The organism is Flavobacterium sp. RSP15 (assembly GCF_003968755.1).
Classification (GTDB): domain Bacteria; phylum Bacteroidota; class Bacteroidia; order Flavobacteriales; family Flavobacteriaceae; genus Flavobacterium.
The window spans coordinates 119,218-139,965 of record NZ_RYDL01000002.1 but is presented as its reverse complement, the minus strand read 5'-3'; the positions used below and the strand labels follow the sequence as shown (position 1 = coordinate 139,965).

At 36.8% G+C, this 20,748-nt stretch carries 12 protein-coding genes; 8 read left to right on the top strand and 4 right to left on the bottom strand.

The genetic code is table 11. From position 1 onward, the window contains the following. Nucleotides 1-11 precede the first annotated feature (11 nt). Nucleotides 12-677 (bottom strand): succinate dehydrogenase cytochrome b subunit, encoded by a 666-nt coding sequence (locus EKM00_RS02965; RefSeq protein ID WP_126515186.1) that lies wholly within the window; start codon nt 675-677, stop codon nt 12-14. Nucleotides 678-1,056: 379 nt separating this feature from the next. Beyond that, the gene (locus tag EKM00_RS02960; RefSeq protein WP_126515185.1) at nt 1,057-2,538 is read right to left on the bottom strand and encodes a helix-turn-helix domain-containing protein; all 1,482 of its coding nucleotides are present in this window, start codon (nt 2,536-2,538) and stop codon (nt 1,057-1,059) included. Nucleotides 2,539-2,699: 161 nt separating this feature from the next. On the opposite strand from EKM00_RS02960, the gene aceB reads away from it, so the two are divergent. Then, complete coding sequence (aceB, locus tag EKM00_RS02955; RefSeq protein WP_126515184.1) at nt 2,700-4,301, top strand: malate synthase A; 1,602 nt, start codon at nt 2,700-2,702, stop codon at nt 4,299-4,301. 62 nt (nt 4,302-4,363) lie between these two features. After that, nucleotides 4,364-5,644, top strand: a complete 1,281-nt coding sequence (gene aceA, locus EKM00_RS02950; RefSeq protein WP_126451992.1) for an isocitrate lyase — start codon at nt 4,364-4,366, stop codon at nt 5,642-5,644. A 73-nt stretch (nt 5,645-5,717) separates the two neighbouring features. Here the strand turns inward: aceA and EKM00_RS02945 are convergent, their stop codons facing one another. Further along, the gene (locus EKM00_RS02945) at nt 5,718-8,555 is read right to left on the bottom strand and encodes a glycosyl hydrolase (protein WP_126515183.1); all 2,838 of its coding nucleotides are present in this window, start codon (nt 8,553-8,555) and stop codon (nt 5,718-5,720) included. A gap of 215 nt (nt 8,556-8,770) precedes the next feature. Between EKM00_RS02945 and EKM00_RS02940 the strand changes: the two genes are divergently transcribed. The 5 genes from EKM00_RS02940 to EKM00_RS02920 all read left to right on the top strand — a co-directional run bounded on the left by EKM00_RS02940 (nt 8,771) and on the right by EKM00_RS02920 (nt 15,103). Then, nucleotides 8,771-10,063 carry an aminopeptidase P family protein gene (locus EKM00_RS02940; RefSeq protein WP_126515182.1) on the top strand — a complete coding sequence of 431 codons (1,293 nt, stop codon included), beginning with the start codon at nt 8,771-8,773 and terminating at the stop codon, nt 10,061-10,063. Between the two features lie 370 nt (nt 10,064-10,433). Continuing rightward, nucleotides 10,434-11,234, top strand: a complete 801-nt coding sequence (locus EKM00_RS02935; protein ID WP_126515181.1) for a TIGR00266 family protein — start codon at nt 10,434-10,436, stop codon at nt 11,232-11,234. A 564-nt stretch (nt 11,235-11,798) separates the two neighbouring features. Continuing rightward, entirely contained in the window at nt 11,799-12,416 is a 618-nt protein-coding gene (gene bioD / locus EKM00_RS02930; RefSeq protein WP_126515180.1) for a dethiobiotin synthase, read from the top strand. 57 nt (nt 12,417-12,473) lie between these two features. Continuing rightward, nucleotides 12,474-13,745 (top strand): adenosylmethionine--8-amino-7-oxononanoate transaminase, encoded by a 1,272-nt coding sequence (gene bioA / locus EKM00_RS02925; protein WP_126515179.1) that lies wholly within the window; start codon nt 12,474-12,476, stop codon nt 13,743-13,745. Between the two features lie 203 nt (nt 13,746-13,948). Continuing rightward, nucleotides 13,949-15,103 carry a beta-ketoacyl synthase N-terminal-like domain-containing protein gene (locus EKM00_RS02920; protein WP_126515178.1) on the top strand — a complete coding sequence of 385 codons (1,155 nt, stop codon included), beginning with the start codon at nt 13,949-13,951 and terminating at the stop codon, nt 15,101-15,103. Between the two features lie 298 nt (nt 15,104-15,401). On the opposite strand, the gene EKM00_RS02915 is transcribed toward EKM00_RS02920, so the two are convergent. Next, on the bottom strand, nt 15,402-15,899 hold the full coding sequence (locus tag EKM00_RS02915) for a regulatory protein RecX (protein WP_126515177.1): 498 nt from the start codon (nt 15,897-15,899) through the stop codon (nt 15,402-15,404). A 954-nt stretch (nt 15,900-16,853) separates the two neighbouring features. Here EKM00_RS02915 and EKM00_RS02910 point away from each other — a divergent pair. Next, nucleotides 16,854-20,747, top strand: coding sequence for a T9SS sorting signal type C domain-containing protein (locus tag EKM00_RS02910; RefSeq protein WP_126515176.1), 3,894 nt, complete (start codon nt 16,854-16,856; stop codon nt 20,745-20,747). Nucleotide 20,748 lies beyond the last annotated feature (1 nt).

Below are 20,748 nucleotides of genomic sequence, written 5' to 3'. Positions count from 1 at the left end.
ATAATTTAATATTAATGATTAAAATGATGAAATAATGCAATGAAAATGAAACCAAAAGGAATTACGATTGCAAAACCGTATCCGAAACCTTTTAACGATTTTGAATACTTATTATTAAATCCAACGGATTGAAAAGAAGAACTGAATCCATGCCATAAGTGCAATGACAACAAAAGGAACGATAAGCAATACAACCCCGTTCGTATTGGACTCTCAAATTTTTCAGCTAATTCATGAAAATATCTAGTTTCATTCAATGGACTAACATCTACGTATTTGTAAACCATTTCGGGAACCCAAAAATCATAAAAATGAACTAATAAAAAAGCTAAAACTACTGATCCAGAAATAATCATATTTCTTGAAGCCCAAGAAGAATTAGCCGCTCCGTTATTCTTAGCATAAGAAATTGGTCTTGCACTGTTATTTTTAAATTCCAAGACAAAACCCATGATAAAGTGAAATATTACCCCTACAATCAATATAGGCTGTATAACAAATTGAACCAATGGATTATTTCCCATAAAGTGGGAAATGGAATTAAAAGTATCGGCACTGAAAACCGATGTCATATTGATAAAAAAATGCTGTGCTAGAAACAACATCAGAAAAAGGCCTGAAAGTGCCATAGCTACTTTTTTTGCTATTGACGATTTCAATAATGCAGATTTTGCCATAAGATTTAAATAATTGATTTTAAAGAATCGTACAAAAATAGAGCAATTAGACAGCAACTACAACCTTTTCGCTGTTATTTATAATGAATTTAAAGTGTTTTACACAAAACACCAAGAAATCCTTAAATATCAAACACAAATCTAGAAATGAACTAAAAATGATTCAACAAAAAAGAAAAAAAACTTAAATAAAAAATGAAAAAGACTGAAAATCAATCTTACTATTGAAGAGCAAAAATAGTATTTAAGCACTCGATATTAATAATTTATACATCAATTTCCAAACCTTTAATTACTCTCGCGCGAAATTAAAATGTTTAAAATATAATAAAAAGCACTTCCCAGACTAAAATTTATTTTACTAAAACAGGACTCTATATTAACTGAATTTTGTCATGTATTGCTGCACGATTAAATCCGTATTCTCGTTCCGCATTTTTTGCTCTAACTGAATTGGTGGAGAAGCCCGTTCCAAACAATTTTTTACCGCACAGGTCTCACAGGTAACCCCAACAATTTGTTTTTTAATGGAGTCGTTTTCCATAAACTTAAATTTTTTCTTCACGGCCGGAGTGATTAAAATTCCTACCGAAATACTGCGGATACAATCTACTTTGAACGGATCCGGTGTTGCGGATGAAAAAACAAGATATTCATTTTTACTGTTTTCATAACTGGAGATTTGTGCATCAAAAAAGTGGTTTTTCTTTTGCTTCAAAGACTCCTCAATTGTGCGTATCGAAACCCATCTTCGGCAGTAATGCTCATTCATTTCATTCGCATGCGGCTCCTGCTGATTGGTGATGTGTAATTCTTTCTTTATCTGATAGGTGTCCGTTCCTTTTTGATGGGACAATCGCAGAAAAAAAAGATTTTTTAACTGAAAATCTTTTGGCAAAATATTGGTCAGCCTTTGGTAGAATGATTCCGGAGAAACATTAAACCCGCTCATCAAAGCAATCATTTCCTGAGGTTTCGGATCTGTTTTGGACAAAAATAAATTCAGTTCGTCTATCAGTTTCTGTCTCGGAATAAGCAATGCTCCCGCAAAGTATGAAGCATAAAAATTATTCAGAACTTGGTCGAAATTATCAAATTTAATCCAACTGAACGTATACAGTCTATCGGTGATTGCGAGATAATTATACGCAATTTCTTTGGCCAGAATAAATGCTTTTTGAGGTTCGTCAATATCTAATGAAAGTAACAAAGTCTTGCTTTTTGGCACAAAAATCGACCTCAAATCCCCCAATTGTTCTTGTTCCGAAAAAACAAGTTCTTTTATCGTATATCCGTATTCCTCCATTAATATTGCTGTGAGTTCTTCAATCGAAATTTTAGTGTCAATATTTACGTAGAACGCTTTGGAAAACTGCAAAACCTTCAGCTCTAAATCTTCAAAATAATTGGTGTGCGCTTCCTGATACGAACGCAATGAAGCCAAGAAGAAACTCTCTCTGGTTAAATTATAATGTTGCGCAATCTCAATAATCGTACTGATAAACGCATTGACTTTTGCAGGAGCGTTAGCAATAATGTCGATAAGATCATTTTCCTGAATCCCGAAAATATCCAACGGGATCTCTTTCAGAATACCAGATTTTAGGATTTCTCCAATGGGTGCCAGATTATTATCCAGTTTCAAGGAAACCATATTGTCATAGGAAATATCGAGTTTTTCGGCTAACAGAATAATTTTATCCGTTTTAGGATACTTTTTCCCTTTTTCAATTTCGTTCAAGTACGATTTTGAAAGGTCCGTGATTTTTGCCAAACCAAATAAAGACAGTTTTTTATTGGTACGAGCCTGCTTCAGTTTAAGTCCAAAAATTAACTTGATATAATCCTTTTCTATATTCATATTTCAAAGATAATGTAAAAAATATTTACGCCAAAAAAAATATTTTTAATTTTTAGCGTACGTTCGCTTGTTTTGTAAAAAACTTTTTGTAGTATTGCAGTGTTGAATAATTAATAATTATCAGCAAAAGTTTAATAGTATCAATTTAAATGTGTTAAAAAATGAATTTTAAAGAAGTATATTCGAAAAATTTGTTAAATTTTTCAGAAGAAACCACCGAGCAGTACCCGGAAATCTTAACTGATGAAGCCATGACTTTTTTGTCTTTACTTCATGAAAATTTCAACAAAAAAAGACTCGACCTTTTAGAAGAACGAAAAAAACAACAGGATTTATTTGATCAGGGGGTCTTACCCACTTTTCCTGCTGAAACAAAAAGCATCCGAGAAAGCAATTGGAAAGCAGCGCAAACACCCAAGGATTTATTAGACCGAAGAGTCGAAATAACAGGACCGGTCGACAGAAAAATGGTGATCAATGCCTTGAATTCCGGAGCAAAAACCTTCATGGCTGATTTTGAAGATAGTACTTCGCCTACGTGGAGCAACCTAATGTCAGGACAGCAAAACCTGAAAGACGCGGTGAATAAAACCATCACTCTTGAAGACAAGATAAAAAATAAAAAATACAGCCTGAACGACAAAACTGCCGTTCTGCTTGTCAGACCACGAGGATTGCATTTGCCGGAAAAAAATATTTTGATTGATGGAGAACAAACTTCGGGATCGCTAATTGACTTTGGTTTGTATGCTTTTCATAATTACAAACAACTTATTGAGGATGGAACGGCGCCCTATTTTTACATTCCAAAACTGGAACATTATCTGGAAGCGCGATGGTGGAATGAGGTTTTCGAATTCACGCAGGAATATTTGGGTGTAAATAACGGAACATTCAAAGCTACAGTTTTGATAGAGACCATTACGGCCAGTTTTCAATTGGATGAAATCATTTTTGAACTGAAAGAGCATATTGTAGGCCTTAATTGCGGTCGATGGGATTACATTTTTTCATACATCAAAAAACTAAGAAAAAACCCAGCTTTTCTTGTTCCAAATAGAGATCAGGTGACTATGACTGCCCCATTCATGAGTGCGTATTCCCAATTGGTTATACAAAGATGCCATAAACGAAATATTCACGCAATAGGCGGAATGGCCGCACAAATTCCAATAAAAAATAACGAAGAAGCTAATAAAATTGCTTTCGATAAAGTAATATCCGACAAAGAACGGGAAGTAAAAAATGGTCATGACGGAACTTGGGTTGCACATCCAGATTTGGTTCCGCTTGCCATGACGGTATTCGACAAATACATGCCAAACCAAAACCAAATTCAGGTAAAAAGAGAAGACGTATACGTTACCGAAAGTGATTTACTGGAAACGCCAAAAGGAACCATTACCGAGCAAGGTGTTCGAAAAAACATCAGTATTTCGGTTTTATATATTGCTTCATGGCTCAACGGACAAGGCGCCGCGGCCTTGCACAATTTAATGGAAGATGCCGCTACTGCTGAGATTTCAAGATCACAATTGTGGCAATGGCTGCAAAACAAAGTGGTTTTAGATAATCAAAAAGTCCTGACTGAAAAATACTATCACCGACTGGCTATGGAAGAATTTGAAAAAATAAGAAAGCTCGTTGGAGATGAGAATCACGAAAAACAAAAATACAGATTGGCAGAACAATTATTAGATATTCTGGTCGTGAACGACAATTTTATCGAGTTTTTGACTATTCCAGGATACAAATACATTTAAAATTTCAATAAAATCAATTTCAATAAAAAATTATTAAACACCATTAAACCTTTATAAACACTATGAAAACTACAGAAACAAGAATTCAAGAATTAGTTACCGACTGGATTACAAACCCAAGATGGAATGGCATTGAGCGACCATATACTGCTGAAGAAGTGGTGAAATTGCAAGGTTCATATCAAATAGAACATAGCGTAGCCAGAATTGGAGCGAATACTTTATGGAATAAACTAAATGCTCAGGATTTTGTAGCCGGACTTGGCGCGCTTACCGGAAACCAAGCCATTCAAGAAGTAGAAGCAGGATTAGACGCCATTTATTTGAGCGGATGGCAAGTTGCTGCTGATGCAAACGTAGCCGGCGAAATGTATCCTGACCAATCTTTATATCCTGCTAACAGTGTTCCATTGGTTGTAAAACGTATCAATAACGCTTTATTGAGAGCAGATCAAATACAAGTGGTTAACGGGACTGCAGACAAAAAAGAATATTTAGTTCCTATTGTGGCTGACGCCGAAGCCGGTTTCGGAGGAAACCTAAATGCTTTCGAATTAATGAAAGCGATGATTGAAGCGGGAGCAGCCGGAGTTCACTTTGAGGATCAATTGAGCTCTGCAAAAAAATGCGGTCACTTGGGTGGAAAAGTATTGGTTCCTACGCAAGAAGCCATCAACAAATTGATTGCGGCTCGTTTAGCAGCTGACGTAATGGGAACGCCAACAATTGTTGTGGCACGTACCGATGCGGATGCAGCAAACTTATTGACTAGCGATATTGACCCAAGAGATGCTAAATTCATCACAGGCGAAAAAACAGGAGAAGGCTTTTTCTATGTAAATTGTGGTGTGGAACAAGGAATTGACAGAGGATTGAGCTATGCGCCTTACGCTGATTTAATTTGGATGGAAACTAGCAATCCGGATCTGGATTACGCTAGAAAATTTGCTGAAGGAATTCACGCAAAATTCCCAGGAAAAATGTTGGCTTACAATTGTTCGCCTTCTTTTAACTGGGCTGCTAAATTATCCGTGGCTGAAATGGAAACATTCCGCGAAGATCTTGCAGCAATGGGATACAAATTCCAATTCATCACTTTAGCCGGATTCCATGCGTTGAATACCAGCATGTTCGAATTGTCTAAAGCCTATAAAGAAAGAGGAATGGCAGGATATTCTGAATTGCAGGAAAGAGAGTTTGCTTTGCAAAAACACGGTTTCAAAGCGGTAAAACACCAAGGTTTCGTAGGAACATCTTATTTTGATGCGGTACAAAATACTGTGACAATCGGGAAATCTTCTACAACCGCAATGAAAGATTCTACAGAAGCGGCACAGTTTTAAACAGAACAACAACTATAAAAAAACACGATTTCAGATGAAATCGTGTTTTTTGTTTTTAAAATAAAAGGACTGTTTATTTTGATTCGATAATTTCCAGATCAGTAACCACTTTCTCTTTTCCTTTTTGAATGCTTATTTTATTCACTGAAACCGGAAGGTAATAGTTGCCGTTTTTAGCTGGTTCCATTTTTAATTTTTTGTCTTTATTTTTCCAATTATCAGCAATTGCTTTGGTTATGGAAAGATCATATACGTGTTTGTTCAATCCTTTTACAGCTTTTACTTTCTGAGAATAAACCACTTCTTTCAAGCTGTTCTCAATTTGCAAAAGCACTTCTGCATCTCCATTCGAATAAAACCAAATCTCCGCTTTTGGCTCTGAAGCCTTAGCCCAAGAACTCCAGCTGTTTCCCCATTCTTTTGTTTTTTTTATCTTTTTAAGTTCGAAAACATGAAGATTTTCCGCTACAACTTTATCATTCAGTTGTTGCACTTGATCCAAATTGACTTTATAAATTGAACGACCGTGAGTTCCTACCACTAAATCTTTTGCTTTCTTTTGAATCACTAAATCGTGAACGGCCACGTGTGGAATTCCATTAGAAAAATCATCCCAAGATGTTCCTTTATTTAATGAAACATACAAACCGTTATCCGTTCCCACATATATAACATTCTCGTTTACATTATCCTCCACAATTACATTCACTGGACTTGCAGGTAAATTATTGGCGATATTTTTCCACGTTTGACCAAAATCATCTGACATATAAACATAACTGGTAAAATCATCATTTCGATACCCGTTCAAAGTCGCATACACTCTTTCTTTCTTATGTGCCGAAGCCACGACTCTTGAAACCCATTTGTTTTGCGATAAATTTCCCGAAATTTTGTTCCAAGTTGCACCGCCGTCTTTCGAAACATGAATCAATCCATCATCACTTCCTGTGTAGAGTAACCCAAACTGCAAGGTACTTTCACTGATAACAGCAATTGTTCCAAAAGCAACATTTCCTTCTTTTGCTCCTTGCGTTAAATCCGGCGAAATAGCCGTCCAAGTTTCCCCTTGATTCATCGAACGATGCAAGAAATTAGATCCCATGTATAAAATATCCTGGTTGTGTGAAGACAATAAAATAGGCGTTTGCCAATTGAATCGAAAGGGCTTTTCGTCCTTTTTTGGCTTTGGCGAAATATACTCCCGCTTGTTAGTGGTGCGATCAATTCTGTAATAATTTCCAAATTGAAACCCTGTAAAAACAATATTGGGATTCCTTTTGTCAATTTGAGTCTGCATTCCATCTCCACCCATCAAATTTTCGTAAGGATATTTTCCGGTTTGGTACCATTCTGAGGAATATTTATAATCACTTGGACCAACCCAAACCCCATTATCCTGCATCCCACCATAAATATTATACGGTTCTTGCTCATCCACATTTACTGAATAAAACTGACTTACTGAATGCGAATTACTTTTTACCCAGTGCGCTCCATCATCATACGAAATATTTAGACCGCCATCATTTCCATTGATTAAATGCCCAGATTTATTTGGGTTCACCCAAACAACATGATGATCCGCATGAACATTCTCTTCGCTTATGGAGGTGAATGTTTTTCCGCCATCATTTGATTTTATAATGGGCACACCAGATAAATAAATTTTATTGACATCGTTAGGATCAACTGAAATAACACTGAAATAATACCCGTATGAATAAAAGAAATCATCGATAAAATCTTGATGGGTCTTCGTCCAATTTTTTCCTCCGTTACTTGATTTGTAAACTTCGGCTCCAATAACTTCTGTCTCGGCTAAACTATTTATTGCATCCAAAACTACTTTGGCAGCTTCGTTAGGTTGCAAATAGCCGTTTTGAACCCAGTGTTTGATATTTTCGGCTCTGTATTTTTCTGTCAATCCGTAATTCTTTAAAATAGAATTCAGACTTTTATTAGGTAATTTTAAGAATTCGTCTCCCGGAACAGAAAATGCAATTGGTAACGAATTACTTTTTTTGGATTGTAACGGTCTTTTAAATTGGTTGTCCAAAATGGCATACACATTTTCATCGTCATATACCGCTAAACCAATCCTTCCAACGCCTTCTCCAACCGGAAATCCGCTTTCAGCATTCGTGAAAAGTTTCCATGTCAATCCCGCATCTTCACTTTTATAAATTCCCGAAGTAGCACCGCTTCCTATAAAATCCCACGCTTTTCTGTCTTTACTCCAAGAAGCCGCATATTGAACCTTGAAATTTTTTGGTGAAACAGCCACATCTATTATCCCCGTTTCATCATTGATATAAAGTGTTTTACTCCACGTTTTTCCACCATTTGTCGTTTTGTAAATTCCTCTTTCTTCATTTTTTGAGTACAAATGACCCACGGCACCCACAACAACTTCATCTGGATTTGATGGATTTATCAAAATTCTGCTGATGTGATGACTGTCGTGCAATCCCATATTTTGCCAAGTCTTTCCTTTGTCTTCGGATTTTAAAATTCCAATTCCGGCGTAAGACGATCGCGACGAATTGACTTCGCCAGTTCCTACCCAAATCGTGCCTTGTTTCCAGTCTATCGCAATATCACCCACATTTTGTGTAGGCGCCGCATCCATAATAGGCGAAAAACTCATTCCGTTATTATTCGTGTACCAAAGTCCGCCTGAGGCATAGCCCACATAAAACTCGGTTGGATTTTCGGGGTTTACATCTATATCTACCACTCTTCCGCTCATCACCGTTGGACCCACATTTTCGAAAGCAACATTTTGAAAAAGCGATTGTTTCTCCATTATTTTTTTGGCTTCCAATGCTTGCTGAATCGCTTCGGCAGAAACTTGTCCCCAAGAGATACTTTGTACAATAAGAGCCGAAAAAAGCACTATTTTTTTCATGTAAATTAATTTGAGTTGGAAAATTAATCATAAAAATAGTTATCTGAAAATTTTATTGTGTAATTAACATCCGTTTCTCTCAAAGTTAGTATTTTTGATTATTCAAGATATTAAACGATGTGTAATGAAATGAGTAGACCCAGAAATGGTATCAGAACCAATACTAGCGCTCTGCTAATTACGCTTATTCCATAAAAAACAATAAAAATCAACACATGAAATACCATCAAATTGACAGCGATTTATTTATAAAAAACAGAGCAAAGTTCATGGCTCAGATGAAGCCAAAAAGCGTTGCTATTTTTAATTCTAATGATATTTATCCCGTTTCGGCAGATAGTACGTTGCCTTTTGCACAACACCGCGACATCTTTTATCTGAGCGGAGTAGATCAGGAAGAAAGTATTTTATTGCTTTTCCCGGATGCGCCTTACGAGCACCAAAGAGAAATGGTATTCTTGAAAGAAACCAGTGAGCACATTGCCATTTGGGAAGGGGAAAAACTGACTAAAGAGCGTGCTTTTGAAGTAACAGGAATCAGAACTGTGTATTGGTTGCAGGAATTTGAAAAAGTCTTATTTGAGATGATGACGCACGCTGACACGATTTACATCAATACCAACGAGCATTACCGCGCTACTGTAGAAACCGAAACTCGCGAAGCCCGTTTTGTAAAATGGTGGAAAGACAAATATCCAGCACATGCAGTTGCCAAAAGCAATCCGATATTACAACGCCTGCGTTCTGTAAAAGAAACCGAAGAATTGGATTTAATCCAAAAAGCCTGTACTATTACGGAACTCGGTTTTAGAAGAATATTACCTTTCGTGAAACCAAATGTAACCGAATACGAAATTGAAGCCGAGCTAATTCACGAATTCATTCGCAACCGTTCAAGAGGTTTTGCCTACACGCCAATTATTGCTTCCGGAAATAATGCTAATGTATTGCATTACATAGAGAACAATCAACAATGCAAACCCGGTGATTTGATTTTACTGGATGTTGCGGCTGAATATGCGAATTATTCCAGTGACATGACGCGTACCATTCCGGTTTCAGGAACGTATACCAAAAGACAAAAAGAAGTGTATAATGCCGTTTTAAGCGTAAAAAATGAAGCGACTAAAATGCTGACAACAGGTACACTTTGGAAACAATATCATATCGAAGTGGGGAAATTAATGACTTCAGAATTGCTAGGTTTGGGTCTTATTGACACAGCCGATGTGCAAAACGAAAAACCGGAATGGCCCGCTTACAAAAAATATTTCATGCACGGAACATCACACCACATGGGATTGGACACGCACGATTATGGAATCCTCACCGAACCCATGCAAGCGAATATGGTTTTTACCGTAGAGCCTGGAATCTACATTCCTGCCGAAGGTTTCGGAATCCGTCTGGAGGATAACATTATCGTTCAGGAAAGCGGCGAACCATTCAACATGATGCGTAACATCCCAATTGAAGTAGACGAAATTGAAGAATTAATGAACAGTTAATTCCTTAAAAACGTATAAGGAAATCGGTTTACAGCAATGTGAACCGATTTTTTTTGGGCGCTACCCAGCCTCCGTAAACTCCGGCTGCGTCGGGCTATTCGCTGCAAATGAAATTCACTGAACTCCTATAAAAATAAATGTACGATGAAGTAATCCCTTGCGCACTTCAACGAGAAAATCTACAATTCCAAAACATCAATTCCAAAATCCATGGTAAAGCTGTAACTTTTTAATCATCTTACCGACCTATTTAAAAACAAAAAATATTTTAAACCATTAAGTAATTAAGAAAAATTAAGCTCTGATTCTAAATGAAACTTAATTTCTTAATGGTAAAATCTTTTAAACAAAAACTTAAAGTACAGAAATCATGCAAGCACACGAAATAGACTACCACATTTACGGCGAGGAAATGCAATATGTGGAAATAGAATTAGACCCACAGGAAATTGTAATTGCCGAAGCCGGAAGTTTTATGATGATGGACAATAATATCCAAATGGAAACTATTTTTGGAGACGGTTCCGGACAAGAAAACGGATTGTTCGATAAACTTTTAAGTGCCGGAAAAAGAGTATTGACCGGCGAAAGTCTTTTTATGACCGCGTTCATCAATCAAAATACTATCAAAAGCAAAGTTTCCTTTGCCTCACCGTATCCCGGAAAAATAATCCCAATTGACTTAACGCAATTTAACGGCAAATTCATTTGCCAGAAAGATGCCTTTCTCTGCGCCGCTAAAGGTGTTTCAGTGGGAATTGAATTCTCTAAAAAACTGGGTCGCGGATTGTTTGGTGGCGAAGGTTTTATCATGCAAAAATTAGAAGGTGACGGTTTGGCGTTTGTGCATACCGGCGGAACATTAGCCAAAAAAGAATTAGCAACAGGCGAAATCCTAAAAGTCGATACCGGTTGCATTGTTGGCTTTACCAAAGATGTGGATTACGATATTGAGTTTATTGGCGGGATCAAGAATTCTATTTTTGGTGGTGAAGGTTTATTTTACGCCACGCTTCGTGGTCCGGGAACAGTTTACGTGCAATCGTTGCCTTTCAGTCGACTCGCCGACAGAATCATCGCATCTGCTCCTAGAGCTGGCGGAAACAGTCGCGAGGAAGGTAGTTTATTGGGCGGTTTAGGCAGTTTACTCAATGGTGATAAACGATTTTAGTTTACAAAGTATTTTGTCCAATTGTCATCCCGACAAAGGAGGGGGTCTCATTATTAAAGTCAAGAATGTGATTTCTCCTTCGTCGAGATGACAAAACAAAAACACTTTTTGTTTACTAATTCTGCTCAAATATTTTTTTTAATTTTTATTGGCATTTTTTAGTCTAATCCATACAAGAATTCTAAAAAATAATATGACGCATCTGTTTAAAAAAAATTAAAGTCCTAATTTTGCAGTCGTTCGAAACAAACCCAAAAAAGGGAAACAAATTATCTTTAAAAACACCATCATCTCCTATTGCGATATCAGGAAAGGAACCGCTATTATTTTGCCTCATGGTTTTCTAGAGAACAAAACGATGTGGGGTTTTACACTCCGAAACGGAATGCTTGAATTACATACAAAGAATGAAATGTTCAAAAACTTCTGAGATTGATCTTGGATTGGTAATGTGCTTTGGGGAAAATCCAGAATTGAAACGTATTATACATACAAACAATAAAAAACATAACAAATAAAATTAGAGATAATCTGTAAAATCAGAATTGTCCGCAGGCTAAATTTATGAAACTATTCATCACAGGAATTGGTACTGATGTAGGTAAAACCATCGCGTCAGCCATTGTAACAGAAGCTTTAGAAGCTGATTATTGGAAACCCATTCAAGCGGGGGATTTAGACAACTCAGACAGTCATAAGATTAAGTCGTTTTTGTCCAATAAAAAGACGGTAATTCATCCCAACGGTTATGCCTTAAAAACGCCTGCAAGTCCTCATTTTGCTGCAGAACGAGATGGAGTTGTTATTGATTTAAAGAAAATTAGAGAACCTCAAACACAAAACCACTTGGTTATTGAAGGTGCAGGCGGTGTTTTTGTGCCGTTAAACGCTAAGGATTGTGTTGTAGATTTGATTCAGCCCGATTACAAAGTGATTGTGGTTTCCCGACATTATCTGGGAAGTATCAATCATACGTTATTGACCATTGAAGCTTTGCAAAACCGAAAAATTAAAATCGCCGGAATTATTTTTTCGGGGGATGAAAATAAGGCTACTGAAGAAATAATTCTGAGTAAAACGGTTGTAAAGTGCATTGGACGAATAGCGCAAGAACCGTATTTTGATCAAAATGTAATTCAGGAATATGCAGCTTTATTTCGGGAGCAGCTATTGAGTTTATAAAATCTTTGGGAAACTCTGTGCTTTCTCTGTGTATCTTTGTGAAATATATTATTTAAAATGACTTTAACAGAAAGAGACCGCCAATATCTATGGCATCCGTATACCCAACACAAAACGGCAGCGTTACCAATTGCGATCAAAAAGGGGAAAGGCGCTTTGCTTTGGGACGAAAACAACAAAGAATATATTGATGCGATTGCCTCGTGGTGGGTCAATCCGTACGGACATTCCAATACATTTATCGCCGATGCGATTTACAAACAACTCACCACATTAGAGCACGTATTATTTGGCGGATTCACTCACGAACCAGCTATTTTGGTAGCAGAGAAGCTAATGGAAATTTTACCTAAAAATCAACAAAAAATATTCTTTTCCGATAATGGTTCTACGGCTGTTGAAATTGCGATTAAAGTTGCCCTACAATATTTTTTCAATAAAGGAGAAAAGAGAACGGTGATAATTGCTTTTGAAAATGCGTTTCACGGAGACACTTTTGGTGCTATGGCCGCAAGTGGAATATCGTTTTTTGTGGAAGCATTTAAGGATTCTTTGATTGAAGTGATTCGGATTCCGGTTCCTGTTAAAGGGCAGGAAGAGCAAAGTTGTAACGCTTTACGTCATGTAATAAAAAACAATAATTGTGCGGGTTTTATTTTTGAGCCATTGGTTCAGGGAGCTGCAGGAATGGTGATGTACGAACCGGAATCGTTAGATAAATTAATGCGAATTTGTCAGCAGAATAATGTACTGACTATTGCAGATGAAGTGATGACCGGCTTTGGGAAAACGGGAAAAACGTTTGCAACGGATTATTTGATTGAAAAACCAGATATGATGTGTTTGTCTAAAGCGTTGACCGGAGGAACAATTCCGATGGCGATTACGACTTTTACACAGGATTTATTTGATGCTTTTTATGATGATGATATTAATAAAGCGTTGTTTCATGGGCATACATTTACAGCAAATCCAACAGGTTGTGCAGCGGCTTTGGCCAGTTTGGAATTGCTGCAAACGAATGAAATGCAGGCGAATTTAATTCGGGTCAATCAAAGGCATCTGAACTTTCAGGAGCGGATCAAAAATCATCCAAAAGTTACTGCAACCCGAGTGCTGGGCGTTATTTTTGCTTTAGAAATAAAAACCGAAAGTGCTGCCAGTTATTACGGGAGTTTACGGAACAAACTCTATGATTTTTTTATCGAAAACGGAGTGATTCTGCGTCCTGTTGGTAATATCGTTTACATCTTACCGCCTTATGTTATTACCGATGAGCAATTACAAAAAGTGTATGAAGTGGTCGAAAAAGCGTTAGAAATAGTCTAGTTTTTTGGCTGCAGATTAGAAAAATCCGTTTTGATCGGTTTAGATCCGTGTGCTATTTTCTGGCCACAGATTAAACGGATTTTCACTGATTAAAAAAAATCCGTTTTTTATCGGTTCAGATCCGCGTCATTGGTGTGCTATTTTTCCGCAGATTGAACGCAGAATGTAAATAACTTTGCGACCTTTGCGAAAAATAAAATAACTTGTCAACAACAATCTCCATAACTGCCATAGCTTCCCTTTCTCCATTAGGAAATGCACCTGAGGAAATTTGGAAAAAATATCTCGATAAAAATCATTGTTTTTCCGAACATTTTTTAGACCAAAAAAACACATTTGTAGCCAAAATTGATGCTGATTCTACTGAAATAATTCGCAAGTTGAAACAGTCAGATAACAAATATAAATCCTTGGACCAATCGGTTTTGTATGCTATAGCGGCTTCGCGGCAAGCGATGCAAAATGCAGGCTGGAATATAAATGACGTTTTTGGAATCAATATTGGTTCATCTCGCGGTGCCACGGATTTATTCGAAAAGCACCATCAGGAGTATTTAAAAACAGGAAAAGCACAAACATTGGCTTCTCCAACGACCACTTTGGGTAATATTTCCTCTTGGGTGGCACATGATTTGCAAAGTTCTGGCCCTGAAATTTCACATTCTATTACGTGTTCTACTGCGTTGCATGCCGTGTTAAACGGAGTGGCGTGGCTAAAAGCGGGAATGGCAGATAAGTTTTTAGTCGGTGGAACTGAAGCGCCTTTAACTGATTTTACGATTGCTCAAATGCGCGCCTTGAAAATTTATTCTAGCCGCGCAGAAGAATATCCCAATCTTGCTCTTGATTTAGAAAAAAAGCAAAATACTATGATTCTGGGTGAAGGTGCTGGGGTGTGTTGTCTCGAAATTGGGAAAAAAGAAAACGCCTTGGCCTACATCGAAGGAATTGGATACGCTACAGAAATTCTGGAACATAGTATTTCTATTTCGGCAGAAGCGACCTGTTTCCAGAAATCCATGAAGATGGCACTTCAAAATACTGATTTGTCCAAAGTGGATGTGATTGTCATGCATGCTCCGGGAACTGTAAAAGGGGATTTGACCGAATATAAAGCGATACAGAAAGTTTTTGGTGAAAGCCTGCCTTTGCTCACTACCAATAAATGGAAAATTGGTCACACCTTTGGTGCATCAGGGATTTTGAGTATGGAATTCGCTATTTTGATGCTGCAACACAATCGTTTTATCGGAGTCCCTTTTGCAAAAGCGCAAGCACAAACAAAACCGATTAAGAAAGTATTGATTAACGCCGTTGGTTTTGGAGGAAACGCGGTAAGTGTTCTTTTGAGTGTATAAGGATGCCATTTATAAGAGGTGTTCTTTTTAAAAAAGTAGCTACGAATTACTCTAATTTCACAAATTTTGGTAATCAGTGTTAATTGGTGCGATCTGTTTATAAAGGTCAAGGTTTAATGGCACGCAGATACCGCAGATTTAAGCGGATTTTTATTTTTGTGTGGAATACCATTTGAATGAAATCAAATAATTCCATTGTCGGTTTTGGTTTTTTTTCAATGTGACTTAGAACTGAATCTTGGGCTAAAATTAATTGTTTTGGAGTAGCTTTTTCTTTTGCAAACAAAAAAAATCAGCGTTAATCGGTTTTATCCGTGTCATCCGTGTTCCAACTTTCCAGTTCTTTTGCTTTTTCGTAAACCAAATTACTTTCGTAGCCTTTTCGTAATAAATAATCACAAAATTTTTTTCGTTTTTTCAACCGGCTTGTTTCCCGGATGGCTTCCCATTGTTTTTGGGAAATGCCGTCAAAGGTTGCGGTATATTCCTCATGCGTAATTTCTTTGAGTGCCAGATTAATATTGTATTGTGTGATTTTTCGGAATTTTAATTCATTGACAATTCTGATTTTGCCCCAAAACTTGATGCGGTGTTTTCCTCTGGCGAAACTGCAGGCAAAACGACTTTCATTCAGGAAATTGCTACTGATCAGATGTACTACAATCGTATCGATTTCATCAGAGTCCATTTTCATGCTCCACAGCTTTTGTATTACTTCTTCGTGACAGCGTTCCTGATAAGCACAGTAGTATTCAATTTTAGGAATGGCTGTTTTTAGGGTATATATGGGATTCATTTTTTTTGCTTTTGTACTTGTTCTTTATGGTTTAAATAGGTTCAAGAATCCTTATTGAGAATTTCAAAAATAAGATATTAAATTTAAAGTGTCGCAGGACGGGAAACAGGAATTTATTTTTTGTTGTTTTAGCTAGGAAAAACGTGTTTGATCTTAGGAAATTCAGTTTTTTTAAGAGTGACGGATAAATAGAGCGTTTTTAGTCTCGGATGCTATTAATATAGGAAGATGCAGTTGTTGAAATATTTATTTGGACAGCGAAACAAGGACATGCAAGATTTTAATTTATTTTCTAATTTGTAGGACCAACTTTTGTGCGATTTTAGATTTTCATAAAGGAGCAAATTATATTCAATAATGGCAGGGTCTAATGTTATAAATAAATAGTCAAACCTGATCTTTGAACGGATATTGTAATTTCAAAGAAAATAGGAAGTGGAGCTGATAATATTAATTTATCGTAATAATTCTATAAGGGATGCTAAACTAAAGATATATGATGATTTTGATACAGCGATTAGCTACAAAGTTAGATTGGGTATTTGGTTGCATAATGGTGCAAAGAATAATAAATTTAAAAAAGTTAATATTTCAGCACAATGACAAAAAGATAAGTTGACGAAACAGTAAATTTTTATAAGTTCCAAACTACTACTTTTAAACATAACAATAAAATTGTTTTAGTGAAAGTACCTTTAGATAATGGAAAGGTAATTGTTGAAAAAGCCATGTATTAGAGGCTGCGGATCGATTTTACAACCTATTTTAAGTGTCATTCTGTTTGTTGAGAATAGGTTTTTTAGTTTAAATATCACTAAATGTGGGTATTGTGATTGCAAAAGATTGTATTTACTTTTATAAAGTTATCGCTGGTATTTCTTTATCAAATGAGTTTCAATAAAAAAAGCAACAATTTAAAATAACCCATATGGCACTTAATCTTTTAGTACAGTCATGAATTTTCGTGCGATTTTCACAAATGTTAATAACTCAATTTTAGCGATTAAAATACGACACTTCACTGTTTTTTTCTTCTTCCTTTTTATCAATGTAGCTTTTTCGCAACAAGGAAAGTCGGATGTTGCATTCAATACGTATGATGACGGTTTGCAAGGCGACGGTTTTGATGGAACTGTCAGAACAGTTGCTTTGCAAACGGATGGGAAACTAATTGTTGGAGGTGATTTTTTTAATTTTAATGGGGCTTTAACGCCATATTTATGTAGGTTACTGCCGGACGGTTCCAAAGATCTTTCGTTTAATTTAGGTTCAGGCATCAATGGCAAAGTATATTGTTCCTTAATACAACCGGATGGGAAGATTATTTTAGGCGGTTCCTTTACAACCTTCAACGGTGTAAATGTTGGAAAGCTGATTCGTCTCAATGCGGATGGTTCTAGAGACGTCACATTCAACTCTTCACCAGGAACTACAACTTACATTATTTATGCCTGCGATTTACAACCAGACGGCAGCGTTGTTATTGGGGGAAGCTTCACGAGTTACAACGGAGTTGCGGCACCTAGGGCAGCCCGGATTTTACCTAATGGAAATATTGACACAGGCTTTACAATAGGCAGTGGTGCTGCCTCCCTTGTTGAAGAAATCAAAATTCAAGCTGATGGTAAAATAATTTTGGGCGGATCTTTTACTTCCTTTAATGGGACTGCTTGCGGAAGAATAATTCGATTGAATAGCAATGGAACTGTTGACGCTACTTTTGTTCAAGGAGCCGGTTTTGATGATAATGTGTCAGCACTCGCGACACAAGCGGACGGAAAAATTCTAGTAGGAGGTGTGTTTTTAAATTTCAATGGTGTTAAAGCCAGTAGAATAATTCGGTTAAATAGCGATGGCTCACTTGATGCTAATTTTAGCACAGGCTTAGGATTTAGTGGTGGTGCTGTAGAGGTTGTGAAATTAAATCCGGCTGGAGGTGTTTTGGTTGGAGGATCTTTTACGGGGACTTATAATGGAGCCGCTGTTAATAGATTAGTTTTACTGGAAGCAAATGGAGTTATTAGTCCTGCCTTTGATATTGGTGCAGGCCCGTTTTCGGCATCCGTTCTTGATTTAGCTACTGCATCTGAGGGATCTTGGTACGTTAGTGGATCGTTTTCTGTTTTCGATTCCCAGAATCAAGGACGTTTGGCGCGAATTGATGCTTTTGGCGCTTTAGACATTGGATATCTCACTGCTGGAGTTGGTTTTGATAATTCTGTTTTAAAAGTAAATGCGTTATCAGACAATAAAACAATGGTTTTTGGAAATTTTACCAAATTTAACGGAACGATGTGCAACCGAATTGCAAGGTTATCAGAAGACGGAGCAATTGATGTGTCTTTTAATAATTCTGGTGCCGGAGCCAATAATTCTATAAAAGCTGCGATCGTACAACCGGATGGCAAAGTTGTTATTGCAGGCGTTTTTACATATTATAATGGTGTCGTAAGGAACAGAATTGTGCGGATTCTGGCAAATGGTGACATTGATGCGACTTTTTCCATTGGAACCGGATTTAACAATCAGGTGTATGCTTTGGCGGTACAGCTAGATGGAAAAATAATTGTCGGTGGAAATTTCACAAATTACAATGGGGACTTGAAGAATAGAATTGTTCGATTATTACCCGATGGAACTTTAGACTCCAGTTTTAATACCGGTTCTGGAGCTGATGCTATCGTAGAAAATATAGTATTGCAACCCGATGGAAAAATTGTTTTAGGTGGTCAGTTTTCTTTTTTTAATGGGATTTCGTATAATAGGATGGTTCGCCTGAATGCGGATGGAAGCATAGATTCTGGATTTTCTATTGGAACTGGTTTTGACAAAAATGTGTATGCAATAGCACTACAATCAGATAGTAAACTGATTGTTGGGGGCGTATTTACAACTTATAAAGGCGTTTCCGCAAAAAGAGTGTTGCGATTGAACATTGACGGGAGTTTAGATACCACTTTTGCAATGGGATTGGGTTTTAGTAATGGAGAAATTAGGGTAGTTTTAGTCCAGCCCGATGATCGCTTATTAATTGGCGGAACGTTCTCCGGGACATACAACGGGACAGCTGTAAGGCGAATGGTTCGTTTGCTTGCAACTGGAGTTGTTGATACGACATTTTTGGTAAATTTAAATAATACATTGTTCAGTATTTGTTTTACTCCAAATAATAAAGTGCTTATTGGCGGAAATTTCAATTCGGTTTCAGGTGTATCAAAACATCGTATAGCCCGAATTAAACTCTGTTCCAATAGCTCCGTTTGGAATGGGAGTTCCTGGAGTAATGGAACGCCTTCTGCTGAAAAAACATTGCTTTTTCAGGGAAATTACCCCTCATTTACAACAGTTAACTCCTGTTCTTGCTTCATTAGTGCGGGGAACACGGTTACAATTATGGCTGGAAATACGTTAGGATTGGTTTTCGATTATGCGGGTTCAGGCACATTAATTTTAGAAAACAATGCGGCATTGTATCAATCCGAAGAGCAGGTCAGTAATTCCGGAGTGATCCAATTAAAAAGAAAAACAACGCCTATTCTCCTCACAGATTATACCTTTTGGTCTTCGCCTGTTTTAAATCAAAGACTGATTGATGTTTCGCCTGATACGTCTTGGGATAAGTTTTATTCCTTTGATGCTTCAAGGTATTCATGGGCTAATGAGATTTCAACAAACGTAATGTCAGTTGGTAAAGGATATATTATTCGTGGTCCGGAAACTTTTTCAGAGACAAGTGCAGCTAATTATGAAGCTATTTTTACGGGAGTTCCCAATAATGGGTCGGTACCAATTGCGACCACAGGTACGTCAAATTTGATTGGTAATCCGTATCCCTCAGCAATTAACGCAGATTTGTTTATAAATGAGAATAAAAAAATTATTGACGGAACTATTTATCTCTGGACACACAATACGGCTATTAATAAGAATGTATATACTTCAGATGATTACGCTGTGTATAACTTATTGGGAGGTGTAGGTACGAGTGCTGCAACTAATTCAGGCGTTAATAATACTAAGCCAGACGGGAAAATAGCTTCAGGACAATCTTTTTTTGTGACGAGTATCAATGGTGGCGGAACAGCGATTTTTAATAACAATATGCGTGTTATTGGTCAGAATGCTAATTTTTTTAAATCAAGTGCCACTAATAAATCAAAAGATGAGGCTATAGAAAAACACCGAATTTGGTTGAATTTGAGTAATAATGAAGGTGCTTTCAAACAAATCTTAATAGGATATGCAACGGGAGCGACAAATGATTTTGACCGTTCTTTTGACGGCGAGAGTTTAGATGAAAATAAATATTTAGACTTTTATAGTAGGAGTCAAGATAAGAATTTAGTAATTCAAGGGCGTGCGTTGCCGTTTGAAGAGACGGATGAAATAAAATTAGGTTTCAAAAGTACAGTAGCAGGAACTTTTATCATTAAAATAGATCAGACAGACGGGGTGTTAGTCGATAAAAATGTTTTTATTGAGGATAAATTAAACAATAATCTTGTTGCTATAAAAAACGAAGGTTATGCTTTCACTACTGCTGTGGGAATATTTGACGATCGTTTTGTTTTGCGATATACAAACAAAACCCTGATTTCAGATGAATTTGAAAAAGAAGATGAATCTGTTTTTGTTTCGAGTAAAAACAAAGAATTGCAAATAAAATCAACCAAAGAATTCATAGAGCAGGTTGTTGTATACAATTTAGCAGGAAGTACAATTTATCAAAAAAACGAGATTTACAACCGTGATTTCTCAGTGCTGAATTTGCTTGTTGGCCATCAAGTTGTGTTGGTGAAAATAGTTTTGCAGCATGGAAGGGTTGTTACTAAGAAAATAGTGTACTAAA

Coding starts and splice junctions, on each gene's coding strand:
- EKM00_RS02965 (WP_126515186.1), bottom strand. CDS start 677: ATGGCAAAATCTGCATTATTGAAATCGTCAATAGCAAAAAAAGTAGCT.
- EKM00_RS02960 (WP_126515185.1), bottom strand. CDS start 2,538: ATGAATATAGAAAAGGATTATATCAAGTTAATTTTTGGACTTAAACTG.
- aceB (WP_126515184.1), top strand. CDS start 2,700: ATGAATTTTAAAGAAGTATATTCGAAAAATTTGTTAAATTTTTCAGAA.
- aceA (WP_126451992.1), top strand. CDS start 4,364: ATGAAAACTACAGAAACAAGAATTCAAGAATTAGTTACCGACTGGATT.
- EKM00_RS02945 (WP_126515183.1), bottom strand. CDS start 8,555: ATGAAAAAAATAGTGCTTTTTTCGGCTCTTATTGTACAAAGTATCTCT.
- EKM00_RS02940 (WP_126515182.1), top strand. CDS start 8,771: ATGAAATACCATCAAATTGACAGCGATTTATTTATAAAAAACAGAGCA.
- EKM00_RS02935 (WP_126515181.1), top strand. CDS start 10,434: ATGCAAGCACACGAAATAGACTACCACATTTACGGCGAGGAAATGCAA.
- bioD (WP_126515180.1), top strand. CDS start 11,799: ATGAAACTATTCATCACAGGAATTGGTACTGATGTAGGTAAAACCATC.
- bioA (WP_126515179.1), top strand. CDS start 12,474: ATGACTTTAACAGAAAGAGACCGCCAATATCTATGGCATCCGTATACC.
- EKM00_RS02915 (WP_126515177.1), bottom strand. CDS start 15,899: ATGAATCCCATATATACCCTAAAAACAGCCATTCCTAAAATTGAATAC.
- EKM00_RS02910 (WP_126515176.1), top strand. CDS start 16,854: ATGAATTTTCGTGCGATTTTCACAAATGTTAATAACTCAATTTTAGCG.